Consider the following 26,469-nt stretch of genomic DNA (forward strand, 5'->3'; position numbering starts at 1 on the left):
GATCGTCTTGAAAAAGCTTATCACCGATTTGAAGTTTGCCGTCGGCTGCTCGGTCTTGCTGCTCTCGAGCGCGACCGTAATGACAGGCTTGGGATGTCGGCCAGCGCCCACGGCTAGTGACGCGGAAAAACCAGCGAGCACTTCGACGGGTGCTGCAACGGCAACGACCTCAAATGACAATAACATTGCAGACAAGCCGGGGAATGCCCAGTCGAAAGCTCCCGTTATCGATACGTCGATCGACGTGGAAGCGTTGATGCAAGCCCGATTGCCTGAGAGTGAATTGGCCTTTGGTTGGATTCGGTTGTTCGATGGCCAATCGTTAATCGGATGGGAGCCGACCAGCAAGGCGAACTGGCGCGTCGAAGATCAAGCGATCGTGGTAGACGATGGTGAGCAAGGTTTCCTGGCCACGAAATCGCGGTTTGCAGACTTTGAATTTCAGTTGGAATACAAGGCAACAGCCCAGACCAATAGTGGCGTTTTCTTTCGGTGTGGGCCCGAGATCAAATCGCCCGCGACCGATTGTTACGAATTAAACATTGCACCGATTGATAATCCGTTTCCGACGGGGTCTTTGGTAGAACGCCAACGCGCCGAACCTGAAAAGATCGGGCCGTTGGATCCTGACCAATGGCATACTATGCATGCTTTGGTAGATCGCGAACACATTCAAACATGGATTAACGGAATTGAAGCGACGGACTACATAGACCAGCAAAGCTTGCGCAATGGCAAGATCCTGCTGCAATTCCGCGAAGGTCCGGTCGCGTTTCGAAATATTCGCATTCGACCTATTGGCTACACATTGCTGCCGGCTGAAAACTTGGACGCTTGGCTGCCTTCGGACGAATCAGCGTTCAAATACCAACGAACAGAAGAAGGCTTTTTGCAGTTGGAGGGTGGCCGAGCAGATCTCGAGTTACTGGAACAACTGAAAGACTTCTGCATTCAAGTGCGTGTCAAAACACTTTCCGAAGGCACAAACTCAGGCATCTTTTTTCGCTGTGTACCCGGCAGTGCAATGGATGGCTACGAATGCCAGATTCAGAACTTGTTTGATGGCGACCGGCGATTGCCGAACGATTATGGTACAGGCGCGATCTTTCGCCGCGTAAAAGCGCGAGCTGTCTTGAGCAACGACAACGAAGATACCTTTATTACGATCTGCGCGGATGGTCGTCAGATTTCAACTTGGGTCCAAGGTGTTCAAGTGGTCGATTGGAAAGACGAGCGCCCAGAGGCCGAGAATCCTCGCGAAGGCTACCGAGCTGAAGCTGGCACCCTTCAGTTGCAAGCACACGATCCAACTTGCAAAGTGCTCTTTCAAAGCTTGCTTGTGAGTCCCATCGAAGACCTCGCGCCGCCAGAGAACAGCGGCAACTAGGACAGCTTCTGCGGCGAGTGACCTGGGCTGGTTGCCGTAGGATCCGCATCTAGCAAAGCCTGTGGCTCATTATGCACCAGCGAACGCCAAACTAAGATCGCGGTGCCACACACTAGCAGGCTATCGGCGATGTTAAAGTTGGGCCACGTATAGTCTCGATAGCACAACAAGATCCAGTCACGAACGCCGCTGCTCCACTGCTCTGGCATCCACGCTTGGTACCATAAGCCTAAGCGGTCATACATATTGCCGAAGATTCCTGCCAGCATGCCTGCCGCCGCGACGGTAATCCACCACGACTTGGCAGCACGAAACGCGAACAGCCACACCGAAATAGCAACGGCGGCGACAATCGACAGGGCGGCAAATGCTTTGCCCCACCCTGCTCCGAACCCAAACAAAGCACCTGGATTGACTGCCGTCTGGATACCCGCATAACCTTCTACGACCCACCACACCGGAGACTCACCGGGGACACCTCGCCAATCGAAGATCCATTGCTTGCTCAGCAGATCAGCGGCTAAACCGGCGCTGGTAAGCAAAATGAAACAGATCAAGCGTGACAGCCACCATCGCTTTGGCCAGGACGTTGCCAAGTCTGCCTGTTCACGATCATGCATAGGAATCGTCGCTTGCGGATCCATAAGTGGTGTTTTAAAGGCAAAGTAAAAAAGAGTGGTGATCGATGAAGCTATCGTTAGGCCGGTCCTAGCCTAGCTCATTTCAGCGATAGCCGAAAGGTGGAATGCTCTACCATCGGCGGACTCGCTTGCTCTGACAAACGCTGTGGCCTAAACTGGAGTACCGTAAATTGCACTGAGCACCGGTAATCAAGAATACTCGCCAGGAGGATCTCACGATGTCGACCGTCGGCAAAGGGCTTACACTTGCGCAATACCTGGAGTCCGAACTTCGAACCGGAATCAAACATGAATATTTCCAGGGCGAAGTCTTTGCGATGGTCGGTGGAACTCCTCGCCATGCACTCATCGCGACAAATTTCCTGCGTGAGTCATCGCAAGCCCTTAAGGATCGTCCGTGCGTATCGTACAACAGTGACTTGCGGATCAAGATCGAAGACACTGGGCTGTACACGTACCCCGATGCTTCCATCATGTGTGGCCCGTTACACATGGATTCTGATATTGCCAACACGGTCCTTAATCCGACAGTGCTAGTGGAAGTTCTCTCGGAATCGACAGAGAAATATGACCGTGGGCAAAAATCGGCGCACTACCGTCGTATTCCATCGCTTAGGGAATTGGTATTGATTTCCCAAGACCAACCGTTGGTCGAATGTTTCGCGCGCCAGGAATCAGGCGGCTGGTTGCTCAGAGAAGTGGGTGATATGGCAGAATTGCTGTCACTTGAGTCGGTTGGCATTTTTATTCCGCTGTCCGAAATATATCGCAACGTCCAGTTCGACCTCTACACACCACTCCCTCCTCCCCTATTGCAAAAAGACCGCTAGTCAGCAAGCAAGCTGGCTGCTGACCCAGGGCAAGTCATTTTTTGAATCCAGGTCAATCAGCCGTTGAGCGTTAGCTCACGGTTTCCAAGAGAACCGATGCTAACGCATTCCGGCTAATCGCGCAGACTGAAAAACTGACTTACCCTGGCTGCTGGCCATAGACAGGTGCAGTAGCTAAGGCATGGCCACTTCGTTTGCTCAGATAGATTACACCGAATCACCGATCCAAGATCGCAGCAGCGAAGCTGCTGCGTCAGGATTATCACGGACAAGCGTGGTCAGTTCTTCTTTGATTTCGCCGCCAGTCAGATTGAACTTGCGACCATTTTTGTCTGTACCTTCGGAGCCTCCGGAGCCCCCGGAATCTAGTCTTGCAGCATCCGATAATGCGTCAGGGCCTAACGCAGATAAGTCCCAAGTTGACGGGTCTTCCAGTTGGATGTTAAAGCCTCGCTCAAATTCAACGTCTGTGTTGCCCGTAGGACCCGATCGAGAAACGGACCTTAAGAACAGCAACGCGATTGCAGCCAAGCCAAACATGCCGATCATTTGCCAGCTTCCCAGCAGATAAGCCATGACCAACTCTACGATGCTTGGTCCTGGGATCGGGACTGCAGGTTCGTCCAAGTAGTCCGTAACCGTGATCAATGGGAATCGATCACCACCGGGCTGCTCGGGTGGAATGATGTTGGCAAGTGTACGTTGAATATTCTTATCGACCTCGTCTTTGATCACGGTGATGCCCTGCACAAAAACCGTCTTGTCGATCGACGCTAAATCCGCCTGTGTCTTATCTGGGTTTTGATCTAACCATTGACGGTAGAAGGCTCGCTTATAGTAAGATCTGGGGATCGCGACGGAGATAGCAGCTCGTTTGGGAATTAAGCCAGCTTTATCGGTAACGGTAGTCTCGGTGCCAGTGACCTTGCGTTCGGAAACCGTTGACTCTTTTTGTTTGGTAGAAGCCTGTGCATATTGTTCCAAGGACTGCGAGCGATTTGCGATGGCGTTAGGGTTCGCTCCTGGCCGGCCACCTTCCACTGGCTTGGCAGACTCCGATTCCTTTTTCATCTCGCTGGTTTCAAGCGTCGTCGGCTTTTCGCCGTATTTCACCAATTGAGACGCTTCGCGGAGTGTTGTGTCCAAGTCGACATAGACTTCGATGCGAACATCACCGTAATCGCCTAAAAGATTGGCAACCTTAGTCTTGAGTTCGTTTTCTTGTTGGGTCTTGGTGTAATAGTATTTCTGCTCTTCGGCGCTCATTGGATCGTGAGCTCCGGACATCGCTGCACCATTAGACAAATCGCCCACCGAGATGTTTTCGTAAGCAAGGCCAGCGAAAGAATTTGCAACCAGTTGCATGATGCTTCGCTTCTGTTGTTCGGTAAGCGGCTTGCCCATTCTCGGACGGACAAAGATGCTCGCGGTCTGAAGCTTCTTCGACGAGAAGCCCTGCTGCTGCTCGTCATAGGTCAAGTAAGCATCTTCGACAAACGGGAAGTTCTTAATTGCGTTGGCAATATCTTGTTCACGGACTGCGCGATAGCGTCGTTTGCCCACCTCCAGCGATTCGAGAAAGCTGGAAGATGCGAGGGCGGCTTCAATGTTGCTGCCCAATTGGCGAGGGAAAGCGTTGTTCTCGGCCAATGCTTTGAGATATGCGCTGCGCTCGTTTAAAGGCACTCGGATACGCCGCCCAATTCGTTCATAAGCATGCAGACCAGATAGCCCAAAAGCATTTTCGGCTGCATCCAATTCACTGTCGTTTAAATCCCGACCACCAAAGAGATACTCTGTTGCTTTCGACGAACTCCCACGAACCAAGAAAGCAGAACTAACCAAGATACAAAGCAGCAACAAGCCGGCAATCATCTTTGACGCCGGTGTCATGGTTTGTAGCAGTTCGCGTGCTTGCTGGATGAATTGATTGACAAATTGCATTACAGGTTCGAATTCGTCATAAGATGGTTACGAGATAAACATCAAATCTGGATCGCTTGAATCTCTTCGTAAGCTTTCATTAACTTGTTTCTTACTTGAACTAGCAATTGGAACGCCATATCAGCTTTCTGGATGCTAGTGATAACTTCGGCAGAATCAACGTCTTCACCTGACAGCATGCTTTCGACCTGCATCTGCGAGGTCGCTTGTGCGTCATTCACCTTCTTGATTCCGCTGGCCAAAAAGCTTCCGAAATCTTGTGGACCGGTAACTTGCGAATTCTCACCAGGCCCGCGCGCATTGCGTCTGGCGAGCTCTTGCGTGAACTCTGTTAATACCGAGTTGTGCGGGCGGATTTGCATGGGGGCAGTTTACTGGGCGGACTTCGCTGACGCGACGTACTAGGCGAGGATACTCAGTGTTTGTCGATGAAGGCCTTTCGAGACTTCCATCACTCCCAAGTTTGCTTCATAAGCTCTTGAAGCTTCCAGTGCATCCACAAATTGTTCGTTCATGTTGATATTCGGATAGGCGACATAGCCCTTCCATTTTCCTTCTGTGATCGCCAGAGGATGGCTTGGGTCGAATCGATACAGCGGCTCTTGTTCACTGATTTCGACGCGATCGACTTGCACTCCAGTTAACCCTTTCGCTTCATTCATAGGGTCCGACTTGAAGACTACAAAGCGTTCTTGGTATGGCTTGGCTTCCCCGTTCTCGTTGGTCAACGTCGATAGATTTGCAATGTTGCCGGAGATGGTATTTAATCGAGCTCGCTGAGCAACCAATGCGCTGGTGCTGACATCAATCGCACTAATCATGTTCTCACTCGTTTCGAAGTAGGTTGTAGCTGGGGTTTGACTGCAAATTTCGTTGATTAAACATTGACAGATTCGCTGATCGCCATTTTTAACTGTTGCAACTGATGGCGCAGAATAGTGATCGCAGTCGAATGCATCGCTTGGTTCTTGCTGATTTGCGTGACTTGCTGTTCCAAGCTTACATTGCTGCCATCGTGAAACAGAATATTGGTATAGGCGTCGTGTACCTGCTGCTGGGCCTGCTCGCGACTCAAACCATTTACGCTTTGGCCTGTTGTATTTTGGCTTAAAGTGGAAGAGGCTTGCGACTTTTGCGATGCGATCTTGTCCTTCAATGCCGATTGAAAGTTGTCGACGGATAAGTCTTGTGTTTGATAACCTGGCGTATCAAGGTTTGCAACGTTACTGGCCAGCAATTGGTGGCGGCGTTCCGCAAACTTGACGGTCTCTGTCAGTGTATCAATCGAGGTGTTTTGAAATATTCCGTTCCACATATCAATATCAAGCTCGCATGGTTCCCGAGGGCTGCAGTTCGCTATCCTTCTATTGAAAGAAACGATGATTGCTCCGATTCTTGATCGCTATTGTTCGCGTACGCTCGGTTCATCGTTGCCGTACTTTGCATGACTCGCAATTGGCTGGCGACAAGTTCGCGTTCTTCGCTCAAGCGACTGACGGCCGTGTTTTCCATCATGATGAGTTCCGCAATCAATCGCTCGCATTTTTCGAACGACTCTCGGCAGTTGGCTCGGTCTTGCTGGCTTGGCCAGTCTCGCGAGTCCGCGTCTTGTGATTGATACGGAACAAGTTGTTGTTGGACCATCTGCAGGGCCTGCATCGCCTCATCTTTACGACTGAGCAGGGTAAGCAAATTGTCCACTTCATCGCGGTCGATCAGCTCGATCTGTTGCAACGTCATGTCTTTCAAGACTGTCAACAGATGCAGCTTGCGGTGCACTAATTCGCTGAGTCGAATTGTTGAAAGTTCTTCCATAACCACGGACCATAGCAAGCTGTTTTTGCCAAGCCAATTGTGACTTGAGCAAAAATCCGAAAAATCCAAAAGAAGTTTCCTCCTCGTAGCCTCACCTTGACGTTCGCATCGGAATTCTAGTACTAACAACGCTGGATTGAGCTCCGGTCATAACTGGCCCATCAAGCGAAACTGGATTGAGCATGACGTCAAAGAAATCAGCGGCACAGAATTTCTCGAACCCCCTATGGAGTTCGGTCAGCCTCGGCGTATTGATTGCCGGTGCGTTTTATGCATTGATTGGGATAGGGCTACTCGATTATGCCTTCATGCGGCGATACGCGATGGGGCACCCAGTTTCGATCGCAACGGTATTTCTCTTCAGCATTTCGATTGCAGTGCTTTCCAAAAAGCTGATTCGCTCTTGGGTCGAAGGCCGGCTAACAGGTCGCTCTAACGATAGCTTGCTGGACTTGTTGCAATCGATACCCGACACCGCGCCTTTGGATAAAGTACGTTGGTTGGATTCGATGTGGCGAGCGCAAGATGCTGTGGTTAATCGGTCCTACTTTGGCGCTCGATTTACCAAGCTCCTGCGACGACTTATTCAAAGAGGTGAAAGTGACCAGTTCGATAAGGATCTTCAAGAGCTAGCGGAAGAAGATGCAATCGCTCAACACGAAGCGTACGCGATCGTTAGAATCATCTGCTGGGCAATGCCTATGCTAGGTTTCTTAGGTACCGTCATTGGTATCTCGCAGACGCTTGGAAATATGGATATGAAGTTGCTGGCAACAGGAGATGAATCCGCGATGGATGCGCTCACCGCTGGCTTGTACGTAGCGTTCGATACCACTGCCGTCGGTTTGGTATTAACGATTGTGGCGATGTTCTTTCAGTTTTTGGTGAGCGGGCTTGAACTGCGCGTATTGCGAGATATCGATTCATTGGTGGCCGATCGCTGCTACTCGTTTTTGAAGCAGCAAATTGACCAAGTTCATGATTCGAAGGATCTCGTACACCAATTAGCGAAATCGATAATCGACAGCACATCTGCCGCGTTTGAGCAACTTTTGCAGAAACAGACGTCGCTGTGGAGCAATGCGATGGAGAAGGTCGATCGTCGCTGGAACGAGGTCTCGCAGAAGGCCGGAGAGCAGTTGACGTCGTCATTGCAGGCTTCTTTGGATAACTCACTTGAATCGCTCACGCAAGGCATTCAAGCGGCTCAACTGACATCGATTAATGCACTCGATACACGTTATCAACAATGGCAAACGACGCTTTCCGATCAGACTCGGCAGCTAACGAAATTCCAAGGTGAGCTGGTCCGACAAGGCGAGCTGTTGATGCAATTGGTTGAAAACTGCGAAGGCTTCGCCGCCTTGGACCAAACCGTCCAGCAGACTTTGGGGCGGATGACAAATATTGATCGTTTCCACGAAGCGGCTGTCTGTATGACAGAAGCGATTGCGGTATTAGGGATTCAATTGGACCGCTCCGGCGTCATTGGCAAGCTGGTCCGCGAGTCGCCGGCCCGCCGCGATTCGGTAAATCTATTCGAAGATGGCGATGACTCGATAAGGGATGCAGCATGAAGTCGGGACGCTCTCGACTGAGGCAAGATAACTTGGCACCGGCGCTATTTCCGTTTCTAGCGGTGATGGTTTGTACTATTGGTGCGTTGGTGTTTCTATTGACCATCGCCGTTTCGCAAGCGTCACAGTCCGCCAAGCTGGAGTTGCAAGAAGCCCGCGATCGAATTCAAACACAGGAAGATATCATTGAAGTGGCAACGCAAGAGTTGCGGCTTCAACGCGAGGAAATTCAGCTCAAGCTTGATCGCGCTCGCAACAGCCTAACACATCTAGAGGATCACACGCGGCGACTCCAACAGGAACTCGATTCAGTCATGGCTACGCTGGCCACCTTAGAAGATCGCCAAGCAGGATCTTCGATGGATTCTGAAGATCGCAAAAAGGAGCTTGAACGCCTACGAATGAAAATGGTGGAGCTAAAAACTGAGCTCGAGACGAAACTTGAGTCTCGTAAGACAACGCGCCCTGCCTTTTCAATCATTCCATACGCCGGGCCCAACGGAACTGCCAGACGTCCAATCTATCTTGAATGCACTGCGGAGGGAGTCATCTTACAACCCGAAGGCAAGCGATTAACGATTAACGATTTGAAGCCGCCTTACGGGCCAGGGAATCCGTTGGACGCTGCCTTGAGAACCGTTCGCGCCAAACTGCAAGAACACGAAGGCAGTAGTTATGTCGCTTCGCCATATCCACTTTTGCTGGTACGCCCTGACGGGATTGCGACCTATGCGCTTGCCAGATCGGCAATGTCTTCTTGGGATGATCAGCATGGCTACGAACTCATTGATGCAGATATGCCGCTAGCCTTTCCGGAATCTCTTCCCGGGTTGTCCGCGGAACTGGATCAAGTGCTGAGCAAGGCTCGCGAACGACAAAAGAGTATGCTGGCTTCTTTGCCCAAGCGTGTGGTTTCCGCCATGGACTTCTCGATTCAAGCGAATGACTTGGCGATGGAGCACGGCGATGAACCTCAACTGCTGAGTGGTCGGTCGACGAATCCCGGCGATATCTTTATTCCCCAAAATGGAATGTTGGCCAGGCAGCATCCAAATTCTTCAAATCCTGTCGGGAACGCGACTTCTCAAGATTCTGCAACTTGGCCAACTCTGTCGGGTAACGTGGCAGCACCACCCTCAATCCAAGCGGCCCAACGAGCTGCGCAGCAATTGGTCGGTTCGCAATTTTCAGCAGGTGGCTCAAACGGATCAAGCTTTGGAGGTGGGGGCGGGATGCAAGCCGGAGCATCAGACGCTGGCGGCAGTGATGAAGACACCTCCAGCACTAACGCTTACGATTCCAGCGATTCTAGTTCGAGCAGTGGGCAGGTCGCAGGTGTTGGTGGCGGCAACGAAATGCAAACGGCAACGCAAAGCGTTCAAGCACAGGGAGCCAATCAGGATATATCGCAGAACAACGCACACGCGGCCAATGCAACGGGTAACAGCATGCTGGCCTCCAGCGTGCAAGGGGCTTCCACGCCGATGGCTGAGCAATCTGGCTCGGAGCAAACCGCCAACCAACATGACTTAATGAGCGATCCTGATCAGCCGACAGCGATTGTTCGACCTTCTTCGAACTCTAGACAAAAGAATAATCGCAGTACCACCTCCATCGCAAACGAACTAGGCGAAGATTGGGCCGTCCAACGCCGACGGTTGTCCAGCACACCTATTCACCGATCGATCAGCGTGCGCGTGCTTCCAGATCGCTGGGTGATCGTCGATGGAGATTCAACGGGGCGGATCAAAAGCGAAATACTCTTAGCGGAAGGACCGCGAGCGGCTCGGCAGAAGTTGCGAGAATCGATTGAAGCTGAGATGCAAGATTGGGGTGTTGCGGTATCTGGTGGATATTGGGTACCGATCATCAAAATCTACCAGTCCGCCGATTCGGTATGGGCTGCACAGCAGCTTGCTGCCATGCTTGAGGGCAGTGGTGCCAAGGTCGAGGTGCTTCGCTAGGACCCATTGAACAGTGCGCAAAACATGAAACAGAAGTACTACGATAACACCGAAATCAACGCCGATGCCTTTTTGGATACGGTAGCCAATCTGGTTGGAATCTTGACGATCTTGGTTGTCGTTGTGGCATCGCAAACAAAAATTGCAGCGAAAGCGGCCATGGAGAAGGAATTGACGCTCCAAACCGAAAGTATCCTCGAAGATCAAGTGCACGATGCAACCGATGTTGAAAGGGATCTGATTCGACAAGCCAGGCTGCTACAGCAGCATGAGCTCGAAATAGTAAGAACAAGCCTCGAACGAGAGAAACTGCTAATTCAACTGATACAAGCGAAAGAAGCTCAAGCAGCCGTGCTGGCTGGACTGTCCAAAGAGGAGCAAGATGACGCGATATCTCAAACCGAATTGACTCAGTTGCAGGAGAAAATCGCTGCCCTGATCGCTCAAAATGGAGAACTTGACGCCGCACCGAAACAGGAGCAGACGATCACGTTGCAACACTTACCGACACCGATGGCCAAAACGGTTTTTGGAGACGAAGTGCATGTGATGTTGGAAGCCAACAAGGTTTCGGTCATTCCTTGGGATCGGTTAGTGGCGGATCTGAAGCGTCAGGCAGAAATGCAGGTGTCTCGAGTTGTTCGAACGGACCGGGTTGTGGACACACTCGGGCCAATTGATGGTTTTGTGATGAAATATGCGTTGAAGACTGAAAAGGGGATTGTGTCGCGCGGTTCTAGTGTGGCCATGGCGCAGCGGGTAGAGTTAGAGTATTTTGTCTTGGAGCCTATGGCAGAAGTTTTGCGTGAGGAGATAGATGACGCGCTGGGGGTAGCAGGTCGTTTGCGAGCCGAACTCTCACTGCGAAACCCTCGCTCGACCACTGTAACGGTATGGGTTTACGATGATTCCTTCGGCCGCTTTCGTGAACTCAAGGAACGACTGTTTGTAGAAGGCTATCTTACTGCGGCGCGTCCGCTGCCAAAAGGGATCCGTGTTGGTGCATCACCTAGTGGTTCGAACAGTACGGCTCAATAGTTGACATGAACTCCACAGAACAGCTTCAGCCCCATATCATGAATCGCGATAGGGCGCTTGAAGCAAAAAGAAATGATAGCAGTAAGCACAAATAAGCTACATCGATGGAATCTGGAAAGAGGGATCCAGCTTCTTCGCTTTCGCATACTCTGCTTTGGCGACGGTAGGGTTGCCGCTCTTCATAGCCAATTCGCCGCGAAGAAAATAAAGCATGGCTGGGTCCTCACCGCCACGGTCCAATTCTTCCAGCGTGATCCTGGCTGCGTCTAGTTTCCCAGAGCCCATTTCCGCTTTCGCCTTAAGTGCCAAGTACTCGGAAATTTGTGAGGCATCAACCGTGCCTTTGGCTTCAATTTTATCTACCGTCTTGATTGCGTCCTCGAAATCGGAGCTTGTCACTTGGGCTCGCAGTTCCTCGATCCAATTGACGGATCGAGAAACGACGCTTTCTGAAACGGTTGTAGACCTGCTACAACCAACGTAAACGACTAGAACTGCTAAGATAAGAAACTTTGAATAACATCGCATCAGCCGTATTCCAATCGGGTTATTTGGAAAGGTCGTCGCGATTGAGAATGCTCTCAGCACCGCTGCGTGTACCAATCGCTCGCCACGTTTCAAGATCGATCGATTCACTGATAAATCGAGTCGAGCTATCGCCGAAGGTAGCGTTCACACCGCCGAGGTGGTAGCTACGCGCCGAAACGATAGCATGTTCGCCCGGACGATCGGGAATAGCACTGCGTTGACCGCAGTCAATGCTAGCCCAGTTTGGTGGAGCGGTGTGGTTGTACATCGTGCTGGAATAGAATGCGAATGGCCAGCCATTGGAATGCAATTGGCCACCCAACCAGCGTCCGGCCGAGTTGAAATTAAAACTATCGATCACGCGTGGGCGGCTTTGGCACTGTTGATAAAACTCATCAGGCGTCAGCATGTTAAACGAACGATTCACCAGCGTGGTTATATCGCCTTTCTGAGCAACCGTGCGGCGCATGTCTGCTCCGCTGCCCATGATACGCTCGGAGAAAACCACCGTGTTGGAAAGGCCGTCCATAAAGGCCGAAATGGGCAGGCTTTCGCCAATGGTGAAAGCACCGTTGCCACGACAGCTCAAACCATCGCGGAACGCGAAAAAATTGGAGTTGTCGTTGGTGTTCTCGGCACCAGCGTAAGGTGTCGAGCCACCGAAATTGTAGCGGTAGTTGTTCTCGGTGATTCTGCGAAGTGCGTTGATTTCCGATGGGCACATGAACATTGCGTCCGCATGGAAGTACGCATCATAGTTCGCATTGACGGGACGTCCTGCGGAATCAACCATCTGTACTGAAGTTGGCTTCTTGAAATCGATTCGAACGAAAATGGTGTATTGATCGATGAACGGAAGTAAGAACGTATGAACGGATCGGAAACCAGTCCAAGCTCCCGAAGGCAGCGTCACAGGGTAGGTGGTCGGCGGGTTGTTTTGATGCTGGCCATTGACCGTGTAATCTGGCTCCATCCGCCCAGCAGGAAAGTACTTGAAAGCGGCTTCGTACTCGCTTAAAGCCAAGCCTAACTGCCGCAAACGGTTGACACAGGAAATCTTGCGAGCTGCCTCGCGGGCGTTGTGAACGGCTGGCAACAGCAAGCCGACCAAGATTCCGATAATTGCAATAACCACCAACAATTCGACAAGCGTAAACGCATTTCTTTGTCGCATAAACTACGCATCTCCATTTAAATGCCTGGAACAACCAGAAATGATCTATCCAGCGTCTTAGCTACCCATGCCGAGTCGATCTTTAAAAACTTCTTCATTGCATCGTACCACCATACATCAGCGCGGCAAGAGAAAAAAAAGCCTCCTCAGCCGCTGTCATCACTGCACACATTAACTGATCGTACAACCTTAACGGCGGGTTTTATCTAATGGCTTTGGACAGGACTTTAGCCAATTGATTAAGGAAACCGCTGATCACTTGAAAAGTCAAACATTTATTGGCAGGCAACGAAAAAATTCATGGAAATTTTAAAAAACAAGGCCGAATAGTTTTGCACTAGCTCCTAAACCGGTAGACCCGGTGGGCGTTGAATGCCCTTTCGGGTGATTCGATAGCCTCGCACTTCGCCAGCTACAATATTGTGCCTTCCGCCAAGTCAAATGGTATTGCGCTATACAGAAAGTGCCGAGCCAAGCGTTTGACCGGGAGCAGGTAAGGTGCTTTCTCCCATCAAGTATTCGTCGATCGCTCGGGCCGCTCCGCGACCTTCATTGATTGCCCAAACGACCAGCGATTGGCCTCGGCGGCAATCGCCAGCGGCAAAAACGGCGGGGACATTGGTGGTGTACTTGCCATGTTCTGCCTTGTAGTTGCTTCGTGCATCTTGCTCGATCCCCAGCACGTCGGTGACGTAGTGCTCAGGTCCCAAAAAGCCCATGGCTAGCAGCACTAGATCGGCTTCAATCAATTCTTCGCTACCGGGAACTTCTTTCATTGCCATCCGACCGCCTTCAATGGACCACTCAACACGGACCGTCTTGATCGCTTTGACGTTGCCCTGGCCATCGTCGACGAACTCCTTGCTGAGTATGCAGTACTCGCGAGGATCTTTGCCGAATTTCTCGGCTGCTTCTTCGTGGCCATAATCGACTCGGAAAATGCGAGGCCATTGAGGCCACGGATTATCGGAAGCGCGGTCGGCTGGTGGCTCGGTCAGCAATTCAAAATTGACCAGTTGCGTGCAGCCATGACGAAGTGATGTGCCGATACAATCGCAGCCAGTATCACCACCGCCGATTACCACCACTTTCTTGCCTTTGGCGGAAATGAATTTACCATCGGCCAGTTCAGAATCCAGCAACGAGGACGTATTTGCGGTCAGGAACTCCATTGCGAAATGAATGCCCTTCAAACTGCGGCCTGGAATGGGCAAATCGCGAGGCTTGGTGGCGCCTGTGGCAAGCAAAACGGCATGATTCTCCGCCATCAGTTGCTTGGGATCGACATCAGACCCCACATTCGCATTGGTGATAAACTTAACACCTTCGGCCCGCATCAAATCCAAGCGACGCTCGACGACGCCTTTCTCTAATTTCATATTCGGAATGCCATAAGTTAGCAGGCCTCCAATGCGATCGGCACGCTCATAAACCGTTACGCTGTGGCCAGCTTTGTTAAGTTGATCGGCTGCAGCCAATCCAGCGGGGCCCGAGCCAATAATGGCGATGCTCTTGCCCGACCGAGATTGTGGCGGATTCGGCTTAACCCACCCTTCCGCGAATCCGCGGTCAATGATCGCACATTCGATGTTCTTGATCGTAACCGGCGGATTGGTAATACCTAGAACGCAAGCGCCTTCGCACGGCGCTGGACAAACTCGCCCCGTGAACTCCGGGAAATTGTTGGTCTTATGCAATCGATCAAGGGCCTCTTTCCATCGGCCGTTGTAAACCAAATCGTTCCATTCGGGAATCAAGTTATCGATGGGACAACCGGTATTGCTCATGCAGAACGGCACACCGCAGTCCATGCAGCGAGCTCCCTGCTGACGCAACTGCGTTTCGTCCGGGTCGGTATAGATTTCCTTGTAATCGTCTAAGCGAACGATAGGCAGTCGCCAAGCGACCTTCTTGCGATCAAATTCTTTAAATCCGGTTGGCTTTCCCATAATCTTTTCTCTAACAGTACTTAATGTCGAACATCTTGTTTGTGTGATTGCAACCTGCCAAAGGCTAAGTTGCATAAGTTCGGTTTGCCCTTGGTTGCCTTTGGCTAAAGTAATGTCCGGCAACCTTCATGAGCTGTGCGGCAGAACTCGGCTATACCATGACCGACTCTTTTTCGCGTTGCTTCATTTGCTGAAGCACACGTTTGTAATCGGTCGGCATCACTTTTACGAACTTGGGTAGCAAGGAGTCCCAGTTATTCAAAATTCGCTTTGCAACGTCGGAATCTGTAAGCTCTGCATGGCGTTCAATCATGCCACGCAGTTCCTCGACGTCCTCTTCCGCAACGACATCTTCCAGTTCTACCAATTCCAAATTGCAGCGTAGGTTGAACGTTCCATCTTCGTCAAAGATGTAAGCGATCCCGCCGCTCATGCCCGCCGCGAAATTTCGCCCGGTGGTTCCCAAGATGACTATGCGTCCACCGGTCATGTATTCGCAGCCATGGTCGCCCACGCCCTCGATGACGGCTTGAGCGCCACTGTTGCGAACTGCAAATCGTTCTGCGGCTCGTCCACGCAAGTAGACTTCGCCCATCGTTGCACCGTACAGACATACGTTGCCAACCAAAATGTTCTCTTCTGCTTTAAAGCTTGAGTTGCGAGGCGGATAAATGATGATCCTGCCACCAGATAAGCCTTTGCCAACGTAATCGTTGGCGTCGCCTTCCAATTCCAACGTTATGCCATGAGCTAGAAACGCGCCAATACTCTGGCCCGCCGAACCATGCAACTTGATGTGAATCGTATCAGTAGGCAAGCCTTCTTGGCCATGCACCTTGGCAATCTCGTGGCTGAGAATAGTACCCACCGTACGGTCCGTGTTAATGATCGGCAGTTCAAAGCGAATGGCTTTCTTCGATAGGATCGCATCACGGCTTCGGGGAACCAACTCTCGCACGTCCAGCGATTTCTCCAGGCCGTGGTCTTGAGCTTGGCTGCAAATCACACCCACCCCTGCGTGAGGCTTATTGGCTGGCTTAAGAATCGGTGTTAGATCCAATCCATCGCTCTTCCAATGTTTGATTGCCGCATCCACTCCCAGTACTTCTGTGTGACCGACCATTTCATCAATCGTTCGGAAACCAAGTTCGGCCATGATTTGCCGCGCATCCTCGGCCACCATGAACAGATAGTTCACGACATGCTCAGGCTTGCCAGCAAATTTGGCTCGCAGTTCTGGGTCTTGCGTGGCAATCCCAACCGGACAAGTATTCAAGTGACACTTCCGCATCATAATGCACCCCATCGTGATCAACGGAGCGGTGGCGAAACCAAACTCTTCTGCACCCAGAAGAGCGGCAATCACCACGTCGCGCCCGGTCTTCAAACCACCATCGGTCTGCAGAGTGACTCGCGATCGCAGGTCGTTGAGCACTAACGTTTGATGCGTTTCAGCAATCCCCAATTCCCACGGCAAGCCCGCATGCTTGATACTGGTCAACGGCGAAGCTCCCGTCCCGCCGGTATCACCGCTGATGAGGATGTGGTCGGCGTGAGCCTTGGCAACGCCGGAGGCAATCACACCCACGCCCACTTCGCTCACCAGTTTCACGCTGACACGAGCCGATGGATTGGAGTTCTTCAGGTCGTGGATTAACTGAGCCAAATCTTCAATGGAGTAGATGTCGTGATGCGGAGGAGGCGAGATCAAGCCTACGCCAGGAGTCGAATAGCGAATCCGAGCAATATAGTTATCGACCTTTCCTCCAGGCAGTTCGCCACCCTCTCCAGGCTTGGCACCTTGAGAAATCTTGATCTGCAGTTCTTCAGCGTTCGCTAAGTACTCAATCGTTACGCCGAAGCGGCCCGACGCGACTTGCTTGATCGCCGACTTCTTTGAGTCTCCATTGGGCAGGGGCTTGAAGCGGACGGGGTCTTCGCCACCTTCACCAGTATTGCTCTTGCCACCCAATCGGTTCATCGCAATAGCCAATGTCTCGTGCGCTTCGGCACTAATGGAGCCCAAGCTCATTGCGCCAGTACAAAATCGCTTGACTATGTCTTTTGCGGATTGAACTTCTTCGATCGGCACTGCAGGACCATAAACGCCAGGCTTCAAATCAAACAAACCACGCAGTGCACAGCGGACCTTGGCGTCTTTGTTGATATGGTCAGCAAAGCGTCGATAAGCGTTTTTGTCGCCAGCGCGGGCCGCAACCTGAATGTCCGCAATCGCGGCAGGATCCCAGCCATGACGTTCACCTTCGGCACGCCAATGGAACTCGCCCAGATTTGGCAAGCTCACGGTGGCTTCCGTCGGGTTGTCGGGATAACCCAAGCGATGGCGTCGCATGGTCTCTTCCGCCAATACCTTGAAGTCACAACCTTGAATGCGGCTGTTGGTGCCAACAAAGCAGCGATTGATCACTTCATCTTTAAGTCCCAGGGCCTCAAAAATTTGAGCTCCTTTGTAACTTTGCAAAGTGCTGATGCCCATCTTGGCCATTACCTTCAGCATGCCTTTGGCAACTGCCTTGCGGTACGCGTAAACGATCTTATCATCGTCAAACTCTTTCTTGCCGCCATCCAACAAGCCATCTCGCAAAGCTTGCCAAAGTGCTTCGAAAGCCAGATAAGGATTGATCGCGTCAGCTCCGTAGCCGATCAACAAGCAGTGGTGATGCACCTCGCGAGCTTCACCAGTTTCGACCACAATGCCGATCTGGGTTCGCTTGGCCACTTTCACCAAATGGTGATGCACCGCTCCCGTTGCCATCAATGCACTGACGGCGACGCGCTCGTGCGATATCGAACGATCACTCAAGATAACCAACGTATAGCCATCGCCAATCGCGGCCTCAGCTTCTTGACAAATGCGGTCCAACGTGTTGGTGATGCCGGCATCACCTTCGCTTCGATCGAATGTGATATCAATCGTCTTGGTTTTCCAACCACGCTTGGTCATGTGCGACAGGGCCGCCAGTTCCTCATTGGTAAGAATAGGATGCGGGATTAACAAACGATGAGCATGGGCAGGTGTTGCATCGAGCAAGTTCTGTTCAGGACCAATGTAGCACTCCAGCGACATGATCACTTCTTCGCGTATCGAGTCGATCGGAGGATTGGTGACCTGTGCAAATAATTGCTTGAAGTAGTCGTAGATCATGCGCGGTTTGTCCGACAGGCACGCAATCGCGGAATCATTGCCCATCGATCCGATCGGATCGCGAGCTTCGCGGACCAATGGCAAGAGCATGAAATTCATGGTTTCTACGGTATAACCAAACGCTTGCATCCGCGGGATCAAGGTGTCCGCGTTGAAGCCATGCGGTTCGTCGTTAGGCGAAAGTTCATCTAGCGTAATGCGTTGCTCTTTGAGCCACTGGCCGTAAGGCATCTTGGCGGCAAACCCATGCTTGAGCTCATGATCTGGAATCAAACGGCCTTCTTGGAAGTCGATCAAGAACATACGCCCTGGTTGCAGCCGCCCCTTTTCTTTGACAATTGCGGGGTCTACAGGCAACACACCGACTTCGCTAGCCATGATGACGCGATCGTCAGTTGTCAGATAATAACGGCTTGGACGCAAACCGTTTCGGTCCAACGTGGCTCCGATGTAACTGCCATCGGTGAACACAATGGATGCAGGGCCATCCCATGGCTCCATCATGCAGCTAAAGAACTCGTACAACGCGCGTTTGTCTTCCGACATGCTTTCATGCTTCTGCCAAGCTTCTGGAACCATCATCATGACAGCTTCTTGCAGCGTGCGACCGTTCATCAACAAGAACTCGAGCACATTGTCGAAGGTACCCGAATCGCTGCAGTGCGGTTCAACCACCGGAAACAGATCCTTCAGTTGTTCTTGATAGAGTGCACTTTTTGCGTTGCCTTCGCGGGCCTTCATCCAGTTGCTGTTGCCACGCAACGTGTTGATCTCACCGTTATGACTCATAAAGCGGAGTGGTTGAGCGCGATCCCAGCTTGGGAACGTGTTGGTCGAAAAGCGGCTATGCACCATCGCCAGATGCGTTTCGAAATCCGGCGCACTTAGATCCTTGTAATAAGGCGTCACTTGGCTGGGCGTCAACATGCCTTTGTAGATCAACACTTTGGTGCTCAGCGAGCAAACGTAGAATAACAACGCTTGCTTCAGATTTGCATCGCCACGCAGTAGATGACTGGCTCGCTTACGAATCAAATACAACTGACGCTCGAAGGTCTCGCCCTCATATCCCTCGCCCGCAGCGACAAACAATTGCTCCACCACCGGCTCGGCGGCTCGCGCTGTTGGTCCGATATCTGCGCCATCGGGATCGACAGGCACTTTACGCCACCCCAGCAGCTTCTGGCCGTATTGGACAATCAAATCCTCGATCGTCTTCTTGCAATGCGCTCGAGAAGCGTCGTCCTTAGGTAAGAAAATATTGCCCGCGGCGAACTGGCTAGGCGGTGGTAGCTCAACACCTAAGTCTTCTTTTGCGACGCGTTTGAAGAATGCCGTCGGAGAGCCCACAAGGATCCCCGCGCCATCACCAGTATTAGATTCGCAACCGCAAGCGCCACGATGATCCATCGCGCGCAGAATAGTGTCTGCATCACGCACGATCTGATGGCTCGGTTTTCCCTTGATGTGTGCGACAAAGCCAACACCGCAAGAATCCTTTTCTAAACTTGGGTCATACAAACCTTGCTTTTCAGGGAAACCAGTCTGAACTGCCATTGGTAACTATTCTTCCTACTCAACTAGCAAACAACAAAAAATAAATTTCAATTACTGACACACGCCTTTACTTGGCCGACACCACCGATGTCGTTTTCTTACCTGGCAAACCACTTGCATGGCTTGCTCTGGATTCCATCTGCTTCGGATCATCCGCCCCCTCCTGCCCTTCCCCGCGAGACTCAAGTTCCCGACTTTTGGCGGTAGGTCTTTTCGATTTGCCGCCTCGCTTGGTGGCCGGTTTTGCAACCTGACGTTTACTTTCGAGGTTCGCTTGTTCCGACGGAACATCGGCCGACTGAGCCAGCATTTCTACCAAAGACCGAGCTACTCGCGATAACGTCTTGTCACGTCGTTGTAAGTACCCGATAGGCCGCGTCAACTTAAACTCCGGACAATTCAATCTTCGCAAAGATCCCGCGGAAAGCTCATGCTGCACAGTCAATTCTGGCAATACAGCAATCCCGCTGTTGACAATGGCCGCGTGCTTTACCGAATCAATGTTGTCCAACTCGACAACAATTCGTGTCGATACGTCCAGCCCTCGCAATGCTTTATCGATCGCATGTCGAATTGGCAACTCTTGAGCGAACGCAACCAGGCCTACTCCCGATAAATCACTCGGCTTGATGGTCGACAAAGCAGACAAGCGATGCCTTGGTGAAGCGACCAAGATCATTTGCTCCTCTCGCCACGGCGTTGCAAGTATCGTACGTGTGCTTTCTGGGTAAGAAACAAAGCCAATATCGACAGTGCCCTGTTCGACCGATCGATAGACTTCATCCGGATGCGCCATCTGCGTTTGCAAAGTCGCGTTTGGGAATCGTTGGCGGAATTGTTCCTCCAGTACAGGCAGGTAGCTTAACCCAATCGAGTAGATCGATGCGACCGAGATATAACCTGAAACATCACCTGCCTTGCCGCGGACCTCATCCAGCAGCGAATCAAAGCCGCGCAATAACTCGCTGACGCCTTCGTAAAATTTTTGACCTTCCGCGGTCAGTACAAAGGGACGCGTGGTCCGATCCAGCAACTGGACGTCCACCAAATCTTCAAGATGTTGCACCGCTTGTGACGCCGCCCCCTGCGTCAATCCATGCTCGGTCGCCGCTGCAGAAAAGTTCTTCTTCCGCACGACTTCGCAGAACAGTCGCAGCGAGCGAAGCTGAATCGAATGATGGGGACGACGGGGATCGAGCATACAACTGCTTTATTAGTTTTCTTAATAGTTCGCATCCCTGCATTAGAAAGTTCGATAATCATAACCCCCGAGCATCGGGTGTCAACAGAGAAATGATGCGAAAGTTGCGAGACAGATGGTCGCTTCGGATTAGGCAGATTATGACGCGCCAAGTGGGGGCCAGAACAACCCGAAAGGCATTTGGTGCGCCTTCGAAAGGGCCCGCGGAAGTGATTCTCGTTGGACGTCAGCAACCTACCGGACGGCGGCTACACATGTCGATCTTAGAAGTATTAAGTTCTGTTTTGTTGCGACACGAGTCAAACAGTCAGTGGAAAGAAAATGGCAGCGTTTTCTCGCGATTACCAAATAGGGCTCGCTCGCAACTTGTAATCACAGTCACGGCTTTATGATTTTAGCGTGGTGGGCAAACTGGGATGGAAACCATCATTTAGGATTGCTTTTGGTAGTCGATTACCAACGAGGTTTTCTTTGTTTTGCTTTTGGAGGTTGCTCAGGAGATGGCTCCCTCGTCAGCACCTCTTCGGGAGGGCCTCCGAGGACGCTGACCGTTGTAAACAAATCCCAGGCATGTTTTTTGGAGTCTATGGCTACCGTATAGTTCTTCTCGTCCAGTCGACGCATGACGGTTCCCGTACCGTTGCCAGGATCAAACTGTACCTCGATAGGGAAATTGGACGAGAGATTCAGGGACTGCCCAGGCTCTATGGTTCTCGGGATGTTGTCGGCCACAAGGTTGAACGCAAGCTTGCCACTTGAATTGTCAATCGACAAATTGAATTTGCCTTGGAAAAATTTCCACCCGCTGTTGCCTTGAAGCCGGAAATTGTAAGTTCCAGATTCGACGGTGAACTGTTGAGTAGAGTTGTCTCCTACGCCTGTATCGAACTTCAGTATCCGTTTCCCAGAGATCGTTAGGCTTTGCTCGCCGCCGATCGGAATATCGTAGTTTGTTCCATTAAGTTGAAAGCTTACGGACCGGCCATTGTCCTGAGGGTTCCTGACCAGTAATTTGGAGTTGCTTAAATTCGGTGACAAAGAGTCAATCTCGGCTGCAGGCTGTCCAACGCCCAGCGGCACTCTTAACGCCTCGAAGAACGACCCTTGTTCAAAACCGTAATCGTCATTTTCGCTATGGACCACCACCACATGATCGCCTGCGTGGAAGTATCCCGTGGGCTGAAGTGTAGGGTCATAACAGATCCATAATGGTTGATCGTCCCAAATTGACCAAGAGGGGGGGGCGGATGGCGGCCCAAAACTAAGTTGGTCTTCTATGGAAAGTAACAATCCTATCCTATCCAGAGACCTAATTATCTCGTTCTTCAAATTGCCGAACTTCGCTACGCCTGGCGCTCCCAGGTGGTCGTTTAATATGTCAAGTTTTGGGACTAGGTCCACGAAACTATCGCCTGCTTGCAGGCCATTCGACAAGTCGTCAGCCAACTGGTCGAGATTCGCCAATTGGTTAACGAAGTCGAGCAAGACCTGACGGGTCTTCTCAGAGTCAGGAGCCTGAGATAGGTCTGCGTTGGTCAGGAGATCTTTGGCCGCATCGAAGTCCCCTTCTTTAAGAGCCCTTCCTAACGCGTCTTTCATTTCTGGCGGTACCAGCAACTGATTGTAAGGGTTGTCCAGGAAATCATTGACAAGCTTGTCCATGAGCTCATTGTGGGCGGAATCAAAGTCCTCGTGTTCGTGTTGAAGCAGATTACTTATTTCTGGATTTATTCGTTCAATAATCGCTGGAGTAATCGCCGCAATTCTATTGACTGGGAAATGGTTCGACTGAGGTGCTACTGCAATCGTTGGAATGGGAATTGAATTCTTGGGGACAGAAACACCAACGGAGTTCGAAGTGATTGGCGGTTGGACAAATTGGGGTTGTTCGGAACGCGGGAAAAACTGGGGCTGCGCCGGGGTTGTGTAGAACGACTGAGGTTGCTGCACGTGTGGCTGAGGTTGCTGCACGCGTGGTTGAGGTTGCTGCACGCGTGGTTGCGGTTGCTGCACGCGTGGTTGCGGTTGCTGCACGCGTGGCTGGGGTTGCTGCACGCGTGGCTGAGGTTGAGGGCGGCTATTGAATACATCTTGGAATCCTTTCATCGAATCTTGAAGTGCTTTATTAGTTGCCTGTTGATTGATGCGATTCATCTCTTGCTGCATTCGCATCAAATCCGCTTGTCGATTCCCAGGCTGTTGTTGGGGAGGTCGCGGGGCGTTGGGTTGTGGCAAGCCGCCATCTCCAAAATAATCTGCAGCGGTGCGAGGTTTAGGGTAGAGTGCTTGGGCATGCGTAATTTGCGGCCAAATGAGTACTACAATCAAAGCGAGCACCATGGCAAAAAACGAAGCCCGGTGGCCACGAAGCGCAATTCTTCGAGCAAGGGTGGAAACTAACTGCATTGAAATCTTCCTAACACTTTAAATCGGCGTGTATCTGCCAAGCATTCAGCCAGGACTTAGGCAAGCCACCAAGCTCTGCTGTCATGGTGGTATGAAGGTAAGAAAAGCCGCTAGCTGTAAAAATCTGTAGAAGCAATCCCCTGAAATACATTCGTAAAACCGTTCAAAGAGTCCGGTAATTCCGGCGGAAATTCTCAGGAAACTTGGCGAATACGGGATTTTCGACCAAGCGAGCCCTAATATCGGGCACTAGTTTCGAGTTGCGGCAAACCTCAGGTCTCAATCACAAAGCACGGCACTGCTTCTTTTCAAAATCAGGCTTTGAGAGACCGGATACAGCATGCAGCGCAGACGTGAGCTTGTAATCGCCTGCGATTTCTATCGATTTAATAATCTCCGAGGGTCGAAGATGGAGTGTCTTCAATGCCTCGCGCAGATACTCATGTCGGGATAAGACCTTCGAGCAATCAAAATGAACTGCCCATCAATCCGCTATCCAGCTTTACGCGAGGCGGCGTAAAGCACCGTTACGGCACCTGAGGCCAACAGCCCCCAAGGGATCCACTCCGAAGGCCGGAAGATCTTGGTCGATTCAGCAGACATCGATCCGCTACTACCGCCGAATAAAGATGCGGTTTGGATTCTCGCTTGTTGAGCCACCGGGTCTGACCGATTCGCCAAAACCGCTTGATCAATCACCAAACACTCAAGTCCCAGGATCAACAACACGATTCCCACGGCTGAGAAAAATGCACGCCACATATGAAGCACTCATCAGGTTGCTCGCAATTGCATTCAACGCAACTGCGAATGGGTAAAGTGAACCCATTCCATGGCCACTCGACATAGCTGTCGCAGCGAATTCCATCCGCCTGCATCAATGGCTATTCGTCCACAGTCAGCGTCGGGCATTAAGGAAAAGCTCAAGCCGAATTGAAAGTTTCATGGCTCGTTTGTTCAATCGTTACGACAGGAAGACTCAAACCAATGACTGCCTGGTCGCGGCAAGTTAATCCGGTTGAACCATGACCGTGTCGTCATGCTCATAGCCTGGCGCACAGCAGCATAATAGCGTAAGGTCTTGGTGCGCATCCGCTTCAATCCAGTGAACCACGCCAGGAGGGATCGCAATTGCATCGCCCGGTTGAACTTGGCTGGCTTCATCGCCCAGATGCATGATGCCTGTGCCAGAGGTAATGTAGTAAATTTCTTCTGTGATTGGATGGAAGTGAGCGTCGGTCCGCGAACCCGCAGGAATGCGCGCTTCGGCCAAGCTTTGTTTTCGAATGGCTGAATTTCGATGCGACAATAGTTCTCGAATCACCGAACCGTCTTTGGTGATGAAAGCGGTCTGAGACTCAAGCGGTCTAATGTCCATCGTTGCGGCGGTATCTTGATGCGAAAGGAATCTGTTAGTAAACGATCTTCACGTTAGGCATGGCTGCCTTTAGTTTCTCGACGGCCGCCGGGGTGGCTTTGCTTTGCGTCAAATGCAATTCGGTTAGGTTAGGCAGATTCGTCAGCAGCATTAAGCTTTCATCGGTTACGCCTGTTTTTCCAAGATGCAAAAACTCAAGCGATTGTATTTTGGCCGCTGAGACAACCGAGGCATCGGTCAGCTCAGGTATATTGTCCAAGTTCAAACGCTTCAGCGGTTTGGCTTCCAACTGTGCAACTCCAGCATCGGTAATCTTCGTTAGCCAGAAGTTAACGTCGACCAGGTTTGGTAATGCCACGATGCTTGTAATCGATTGGTCTGTGATCGAACTGTTTTCGCTCAGTTCCAGGGACTCCAGAGAGGTGAACCGCGGCAACAAATCTACTAAACCTTCGTTCGTGATTGCCGAAGCACGCAGATTGAGTTTGGTAATGAGTTCAGGATTTGCAAGTTTACTGATACCGACACTGCTGAGGTTGGTGCCGAAGCAGCCAAACTCTCGTAGCTCAGAAAGTTGGTTCAGGAAATCACAGCCCGCGTCCGTTACGCTGCACTGGATTAAATTCAAAACTCGCAGTTGAGGCATGCCGGCAAGTTGCCTGACGCCAGCATCGGTGATTCCCGAACGATAAAGATAAACGTTTCTCACTGATTTGAATTGCGGCAATTTCGCGACGGCCGCATCATCTTGAACACGAATCGATTTTAGTGATCCAAGCTGGCTAGCGAGTGCCTCAGCATGCTCGGTCCATTGGGTGGGGCTATCTTTAAAGTCCAGTTCGACAATCTGTCCTGCCCCATTGCGTTTGATCACAATCGCTTCGATGGAAGCCAATCGGGCTTCGACATCTTCTGCCGCATCGGCGCTGGCGGACGCTGGAATGGTCGGCGATGTTGCATCGGTGGTTGGTGGTAGCGGAGGGTTATCTCGGCAGCCCGGGAGAGTCAAAGCAAGTCCCACTAGGACGGTCGTGAATGTGGTTCGCATATCCGCTTGGACCCATGAATTATTGTGTTTGAAGTTGGGGTTGGTTGATCACTTCCAGCATTTCTTTGACCAAGCTTTCGACGCCTGCCATCGCTTGGCCTTCGTTGTTGGCAGCATCCTTCAGCCAGCGCACAATCGCCGATCCAACGATGACGCCGTCAGCGACCGGTGCGAGCATACGAACATGCTCAGGCTTGCTGATCCCAAATCCAATACAGATTGGCAGTGCTGTGCGCTGGCGTAACCACTGCACTCGCTCAAGCAAGTTTTCGGGCAACGTTGCTCTTTCGCCGGTGATACCTGTGATCGAAACGAAGTAGATGAAACCAGAAGATAGTTCCGCGATGCGGATCGCTCGTTCATTGGTGGTCGTCGGCGTGACTAACTGAATCAGGCTGAAGTCCGCGGCTCGACAAGCGTCCGAGAGGCGTTTGCTTTCTTCAACCAATAGATCGGGAACAATCGCGCCTGCAAATCCAGCGGCCTTGGCATCGGCGATGTACTTTTCAGGACCTCGGCGATGGATAATCGAGTAGGAAACCATACTAACCAGCGGCATGGTCAAGCTGGCGTGCACTTGCGAAACAGCTTGAAAGATACCATCCAACTTAATTTTTTGATCCAGTGCCCTTTGGTACGACGCTTGGATGACAGGCCCATCGGCGATGGGATCGCTGTAGGGGATTCCCACTTCCCCGATCGTGCAACCCAGCGCGTCGAGTTTTTGCAGTAACCGTTTGGTGACTTCTAGATTAGGATCACCGCCGGTGACGAAAGGGATAAAGGCTTTGCGGCCTTGTTGACGCAGTTGCTCAAAACGAAGATCGATCGAGGACATTAGGCAAAGTCTAAAGTGGGAAGTTTGA

The 26,469-nt window shown here is 51.5% G+C and carries 21 protein-coding genes; 5 read left to right on the forward strand and 16 right to left on the reverse strand.

Annotation, left to right across the window (positions count from 1 at the left end; genetic code table 11):
* The first annotated feature begins 7 nt into the window (after positions 1-7).
* Entirely contained in the window at positions 8-1,387 is a 1,380-nt protein-coding gene (locus SH302x_RS03100; protein ID WP_479367269.1) for a 3-keto-disaccharide hydrolase, read from the forward strand.
* On the opposite strand, the gene SH302x_RS03105 is transcribed toward SH302x_RS03100, so the two are convergent.
* Positions 1,384-2,007: a signal peptidase II gene (locus SH302x_RS03105; protein ID WP_479367271.1), complete on the reverse strand. Its 624-nt coding sequence runs from the start codon at positions 2,005-2,007 to the stop codon at positions 1,384-1,386. The genes SH302x_RS03100 and SH302x_RS03105 overlap by 4 nt on opposite strands.
* Before the next feature lie 239 nt (positions 2,008-2,246).
* Between SH302x_RS03105 and SH302x_RS03110 the strand changes: the two genes are divergently transcribed.
* Positions 2,247-2,858, forward strand: a complete 612-nt coding sequence (locus SH302x_RS03110) for a Uma2 family endonuclease (protein WP_479367273.1) — start codon at positions 2,247-2,249, stop codon at positions 2,856-2,858.
* 207 nt (positions 2,859-3,065) lie between these two features.
* On the opposite strand, the gene SH302x_RS03115 is transcribed toward SH302x_RS03110, so the two are convergent.
* From SH302x_RS03115 to SH302x_RS03135, 5 genes are read right to left on the reverse strand one after another with little or no spacing between them, the layout of a single operon-like run.
* Positions 3,066-4,802, reverse strand: a complete 1,737-nt coding sequence (locus SH302x_RS03115) for a hypothetical protein (RefSeq protein WP_479367275.1) — start codon at positions 4,800-4,802, stop codon at positions 3,066-3,068.
* A 41-nt stretch (positions 4,803-4,843) separates the two neighbouring features.
* Positions 4,844-5,164: a flagellar hook-basal body complex protein FliE gene (gene fliE, locus SH302x_RS03120; RefSeq protein ID WP_479367276.1), complete on the reverse strand. Its 321-nt coding sequence runs from the start codon at positions 5,162-5,164 to the stop codon at positions 4,844-4,846.
* A gap of 39 nt (positions 5,165-5,203) precedes the next feature.
* Positions 5,204-5,623: a flagellar basal body rod protein FlgC gene (gene flgC / locus SH302x_RS03125; protein ID WP_479367277.1), complete on the reverse strand. Its 420-nt coding sequence runs from the start codon at positions 5,621-5,623 to the stop codon at positions 5,204-5,206.
* A gap of 56 nt (positions 5,624-5,679) precedes the next feature.
* A complete protein-coding gene (flgB, locus tag SH302x_RS03130) occupies positions 5,680-6,117 on the reverse strand; it encodes a flagellar basal body rod protein FlgB (protein WP_479367278.1) in 438 nt (145 codons plus the stop codon).
* A 41-nt stretch (positions 6,118-6,158) separates the two neighbouring features.
* Positions 6,159-6,617 carry a hypothetical protein gene (locus tag SH302x_RS03135; RefSeq protein ID WP_479367280.1) on the reverse strand — a complete coding sequence of 153 codons (459 nt, stop codon included), beginning with the start codon at positions 6,615-6,617 and terminating at the stop codon, positions 6,159-6,161.
* Between the two features lie 182 nt (positions 6,618-6,799).
* On the opposite strand from SH302x_RS03135, the gene SH302x_RS03140 reads away from it, so the two are divergent.
* From SH302x_RS03140 to SH302x_RS03150, 3 genes are read left to right on the forward strand one after another with little or no spacing between them, the layout of a single operon-like run.
* Positions 6,800-8,194, forward strand: coding sequence for a MotA/TolQ/ExbB proton channel family protein (locus tag SH302x_RS03140; RefSeq protein WP_479367281.1), 1,395 nt, complete (start codon positions 6,800-6,802; stop codon positions 8,192-8,194).
* Positions 8,191-10,158, forward strand: a complete 1,968-nt coding sequence (locus SH302x_RS03145; RefSeq protein WP_479367282.1) for a hypothetical protein — start codon at positions 8,191-8,193, stop codon at positions 10,156-10,158. The genes SH302x_RS03140 and SH302x_RS03145 overlap by 4 nt, the downstream gene beginning before the upstream one ends.
* 24 nt (positions 10,159-10,182) lie before the next feature.
* Entirely contained in the window at positions 10,183-11,196 is a 1,014-nt protein-coding gene (locus SH302x_RS03150) for a hypothetical protein (protein WP_479367283.1), read from the forward strand.
* A 96-nt stretch (positions 11,197-11,292) separates the two neighbouring features.
* On the opposite strand, the gene SH302x_RS03155 is transcribed toward SH302x_RS03150, so the two are convergent.
* The 10 genes from SH302x_RS03155 to trpA all read right to left on the reverse strand — a co-directional run bounded on the left by SH302x_RS03155 (position 11,293) and on the right by trpA (position 26,441).
* Positions 11,293-11,724 carry a tetratricopeptide repeat protein gene (locus SH302x_RS03155; RefSeq protein WP_479367285.1) on the reverse strand — a complete coding sequence of 144 codons (432 nt, stop codon included), beginning with the start codon at positions 11,722-11,724 and terminating at the stop codon, positions 11,293-11,295.
* Between the two features lie 19 nt (positions 11,725-11,743).
* Positions 11,744-12,898: a DUF1559 family PulG-like putative transporter gene (locus tag SH302x_RS03160; RefSeq protein WP_479367286.1), complete on the reverse strand. Its 1,155-nt coding sequence runs from the start codon at positions 12,896-12,898 to the stop codon at positions 11,744-11,746.
* Between the two features lie 452 nt (positions 12,899-13,350).
* On the reverse strand, positions 13,351-14,847 hold the full coding sequence (locus tag SH302x_RS03165) for a glutamate synthase subunit beta (RefSeq protein ID WP_479367287.1): 1,497 nt from the start codon (positions 14,845-14,847) through the stop codon (positions 13,351-13,353).
* 151 nt (positions 14,848-14,998) lie between these two features.
* Positions 14,999-19,570 (reverse strand): glutamate synthase large subunit, encoded by a 4,572-nt coding sequence (gene gltB / locus SH302x_RS03170; protein ID WP_479367288.1) that lies wholly within the window; start codon positions 19,568-19,570, stop codon positions 14,999-15,001.
* 67 nt (positions 19,571-19,637) lie between these two features.
* Positions 19,638-20,771: a LysR family transcriptional regulator gene (locus SH302x_RS03175; protein ID WP_479367289.1), complete on the reverse strand. Its 1,134-nt coding sequence runs from the start codon at positions 20,769-20,771 to the stop codon at positions 19,638-19,640.
* A 453-nt stretch (positions 20,772-21,224) separates the two neighbouring features.
* On the reverse strand, positions 21,225-23,177 hold the full coding sequence (locus SH302x_RS03180; RefSeq protein ID WP_479367290.1) for a hypothetical protein: 1,953 nt from the start codon (positions 23,175-23,177) through the stop codon (positions 21,225-21,227).
* 492 nt (positions 23,178-23,669) lie between these two features.
* On the reverse strand, positions 23,670-23,939 hold the full coding sequence (locus SH302x_RS03185; RefSeq protein ID WP_479367291.1) for a hypothetical protein: 270 nt from the start codon (positions 23,937-23,939) through the stop codon (positions 23,670-23,672).
* A 247-nt stretch (positions 23,940-24,186) separates the two neighbouring features.
* Positions 24,187-24,555: a cupin domain-containing protein gene (locus SH302x_RS03190; RefSeq protein WP_479367292.1), complete on the reverse strand. Its 369-nt coding sequence runs from the start codon at positions 24,553-24,555 to the stop codon at positions 24,187-24,189.
* Between the two features lie 34 nt (positions 24,556-24,589).
* Positions 24,590-25,603, reverse strand: a complete 1,014-nt coding sequence (locus SH302x_RS03195) for a leucine-rich repeat domain-containing protein (protein WP_479367293.1) — start codon at positions 25,601-25,603, stop codon at positions 24,590-24,592.
* Positions 25,604-25,622: 19 nt separating this feature from the next.
* Positions 25,623-26,441: a tryptophan synthase subunit alpha gene (gene trpA / locus SH302x_RS03200; RefSeq protein ID WP_479367295.1), complete on the reverse strand. Its 819-nt coding sequence runs from the start codon at positions 26,439-26,441 to the stop codon at positions 25,623-25,625.
* Between the last annotated feature and the right edge of the window lie 28 nt (positions 26,442-26,469).

The sequence above is a fragment of the Njordella calcicola genome (genome assembly GCF_056494125.1).

Excerpts from the sequence above, each read along its gene's own strand:
- SH302x_RS03165 (WP_479367287.1), bottom strand. The coding sequence starts at position 14,847 with ATGGGAAAGCCAACCGGATTTAAAGAATTTGATCGCAAGAAGGTCGCT.
- SH302x_RS03105 (WP_479367271.1), bottom strand. The coding sequence starts at position 2,007 with ATGCATGATCGTGAACAGGCAGACTTGGCAACGTCCTGGCCAAAGCGA.
- SH302x_RS03175 (WP_479367289.1), bottom strand. The coding sequence starts at position 20,771 with ATGCTCGATCCCCGTCGTCCCCATCATTCGATTCAGCTTCGCTCGCTG.
- trpA (WP_479367295.1), bottom strand. The coding sequence starts at position 26,441 with ATGTCCTCGATCGATCTTCGTTTTGAGCAACTGCGTCAACAAGGCCGC.
- SH302x_RS03140 (WP_479367281.1), top strand. The coding sequence starts at position 6,800 with ATGACGTCAAAGAAATCAGCGGCACAGAATTTCTCGAACCCCCTATGG.
- gltB (WP_479367288.1), bottom strand. The coding sequence starts at position 19,570 with ATGGCAGTTCAGACTGGTTTCCCTGAAAAGCAAGGTTTGTATGACCCA.
- SH302x_RS03180 (WP_479367290.1), bottom strand. The coding sequence starts at position 23,177 with ATGCAGTTAGTTTCCACCCTTGCTCGAAGAATTGCGCTTCGTGGCCAC.
- SH302x_RS03145 (WP_479367282.1), top strand. The coding sequence starts at position 8,191 with ATGAAGTCGGGACGCTCTCGACTGAGGCAAGATAACTTGGCACCGGCG.
- flgB (WP_479367278.1), bottom strand. The coding sequence starts at position 6,117 with ATGTGGAACGGAATATTTCAAAACACCTCGATTGATACACTGACAGAG.
- flgC (WP_479367277.1), bottom strand. The coding sequence starts at position 5,623 with ATGATTAGTGCGATTGATGTCAGCACCAGCGCATTGGTTGCTCAGCGA.
- SH302x_RS03190 (WP_479367292.1), bottom strand. The coding sequence starts at position 24,555 with ATGGACATTAGACCGCTTGAGTCTCAGACCGCTTTCATCACCAAAGAC.
- SH302x_RS03155 (WP_479367285.1), bottom strand. The coding sequence starts at position 11,724 with ATGCGATGTTATTCAAAGTTTCTTATCTTAGCAGTTCTAGTCGTTTAC.
- SH302x_RS03195 (WP_479367293.1), bottom strand. The coding sequence starts at position 25,603 with ATGCGAACCACATTCACGACCGTCCTAGTGGGACTTGCTTTGACTCTC.
- SH302x_RS03115 (WP_479367275.1), bottom strand. The coding sequence starts at position 4,802 with ATGCAATTTGTCAATCAATTCATCCAGCAAGCACGCGAACTGCTACAA.
- SH302x_RS03160 (WP_479367286.1), bottom strand. The coding sequence starts at position 12,898 with ATGCGACAAAGAAATGCGTTTACGCTTGTCGAATTGTTGGTGGTTATT.
- fliE (WP_479367276.1), bottom strand. The coding sequence starts at position 5,164 with ATGCAAATCCGCCCGCACAACTCGGTATTAACAGAGTTCACGCAAGAG.
- SH302x_RS03110 (WP_479367273.1), top strand. The coding sequence starts at position 2,247 with ATGTCGACCGTCGGCAAAGGGCTTACACTTGCGCAATACCTGGAGTCC.
- SH302x_RS03185 (WP_479367291.1), bottom strand. The coding sequence starts at position 23,939 with ATGTGGCGTGCATTTTTCTCAGCCGTGGGAATCGTGTTGTTGATCCTG.
- SH302x_RS03150 (WP_479367283.1), top strand. The coding sequence starts at position 10,183 with ATGAAACAGAAGTACTACGATAACACCGAAATCAACGCCGATGCCTTT.
- SH302x_RS03135 (WP_479367280.1), bottom strand. The coding sequence starts at position 6,617 with ATGGAAGAACTTTCAACAATTCGACTCAGCGAATTAGTGCACCGCAAG.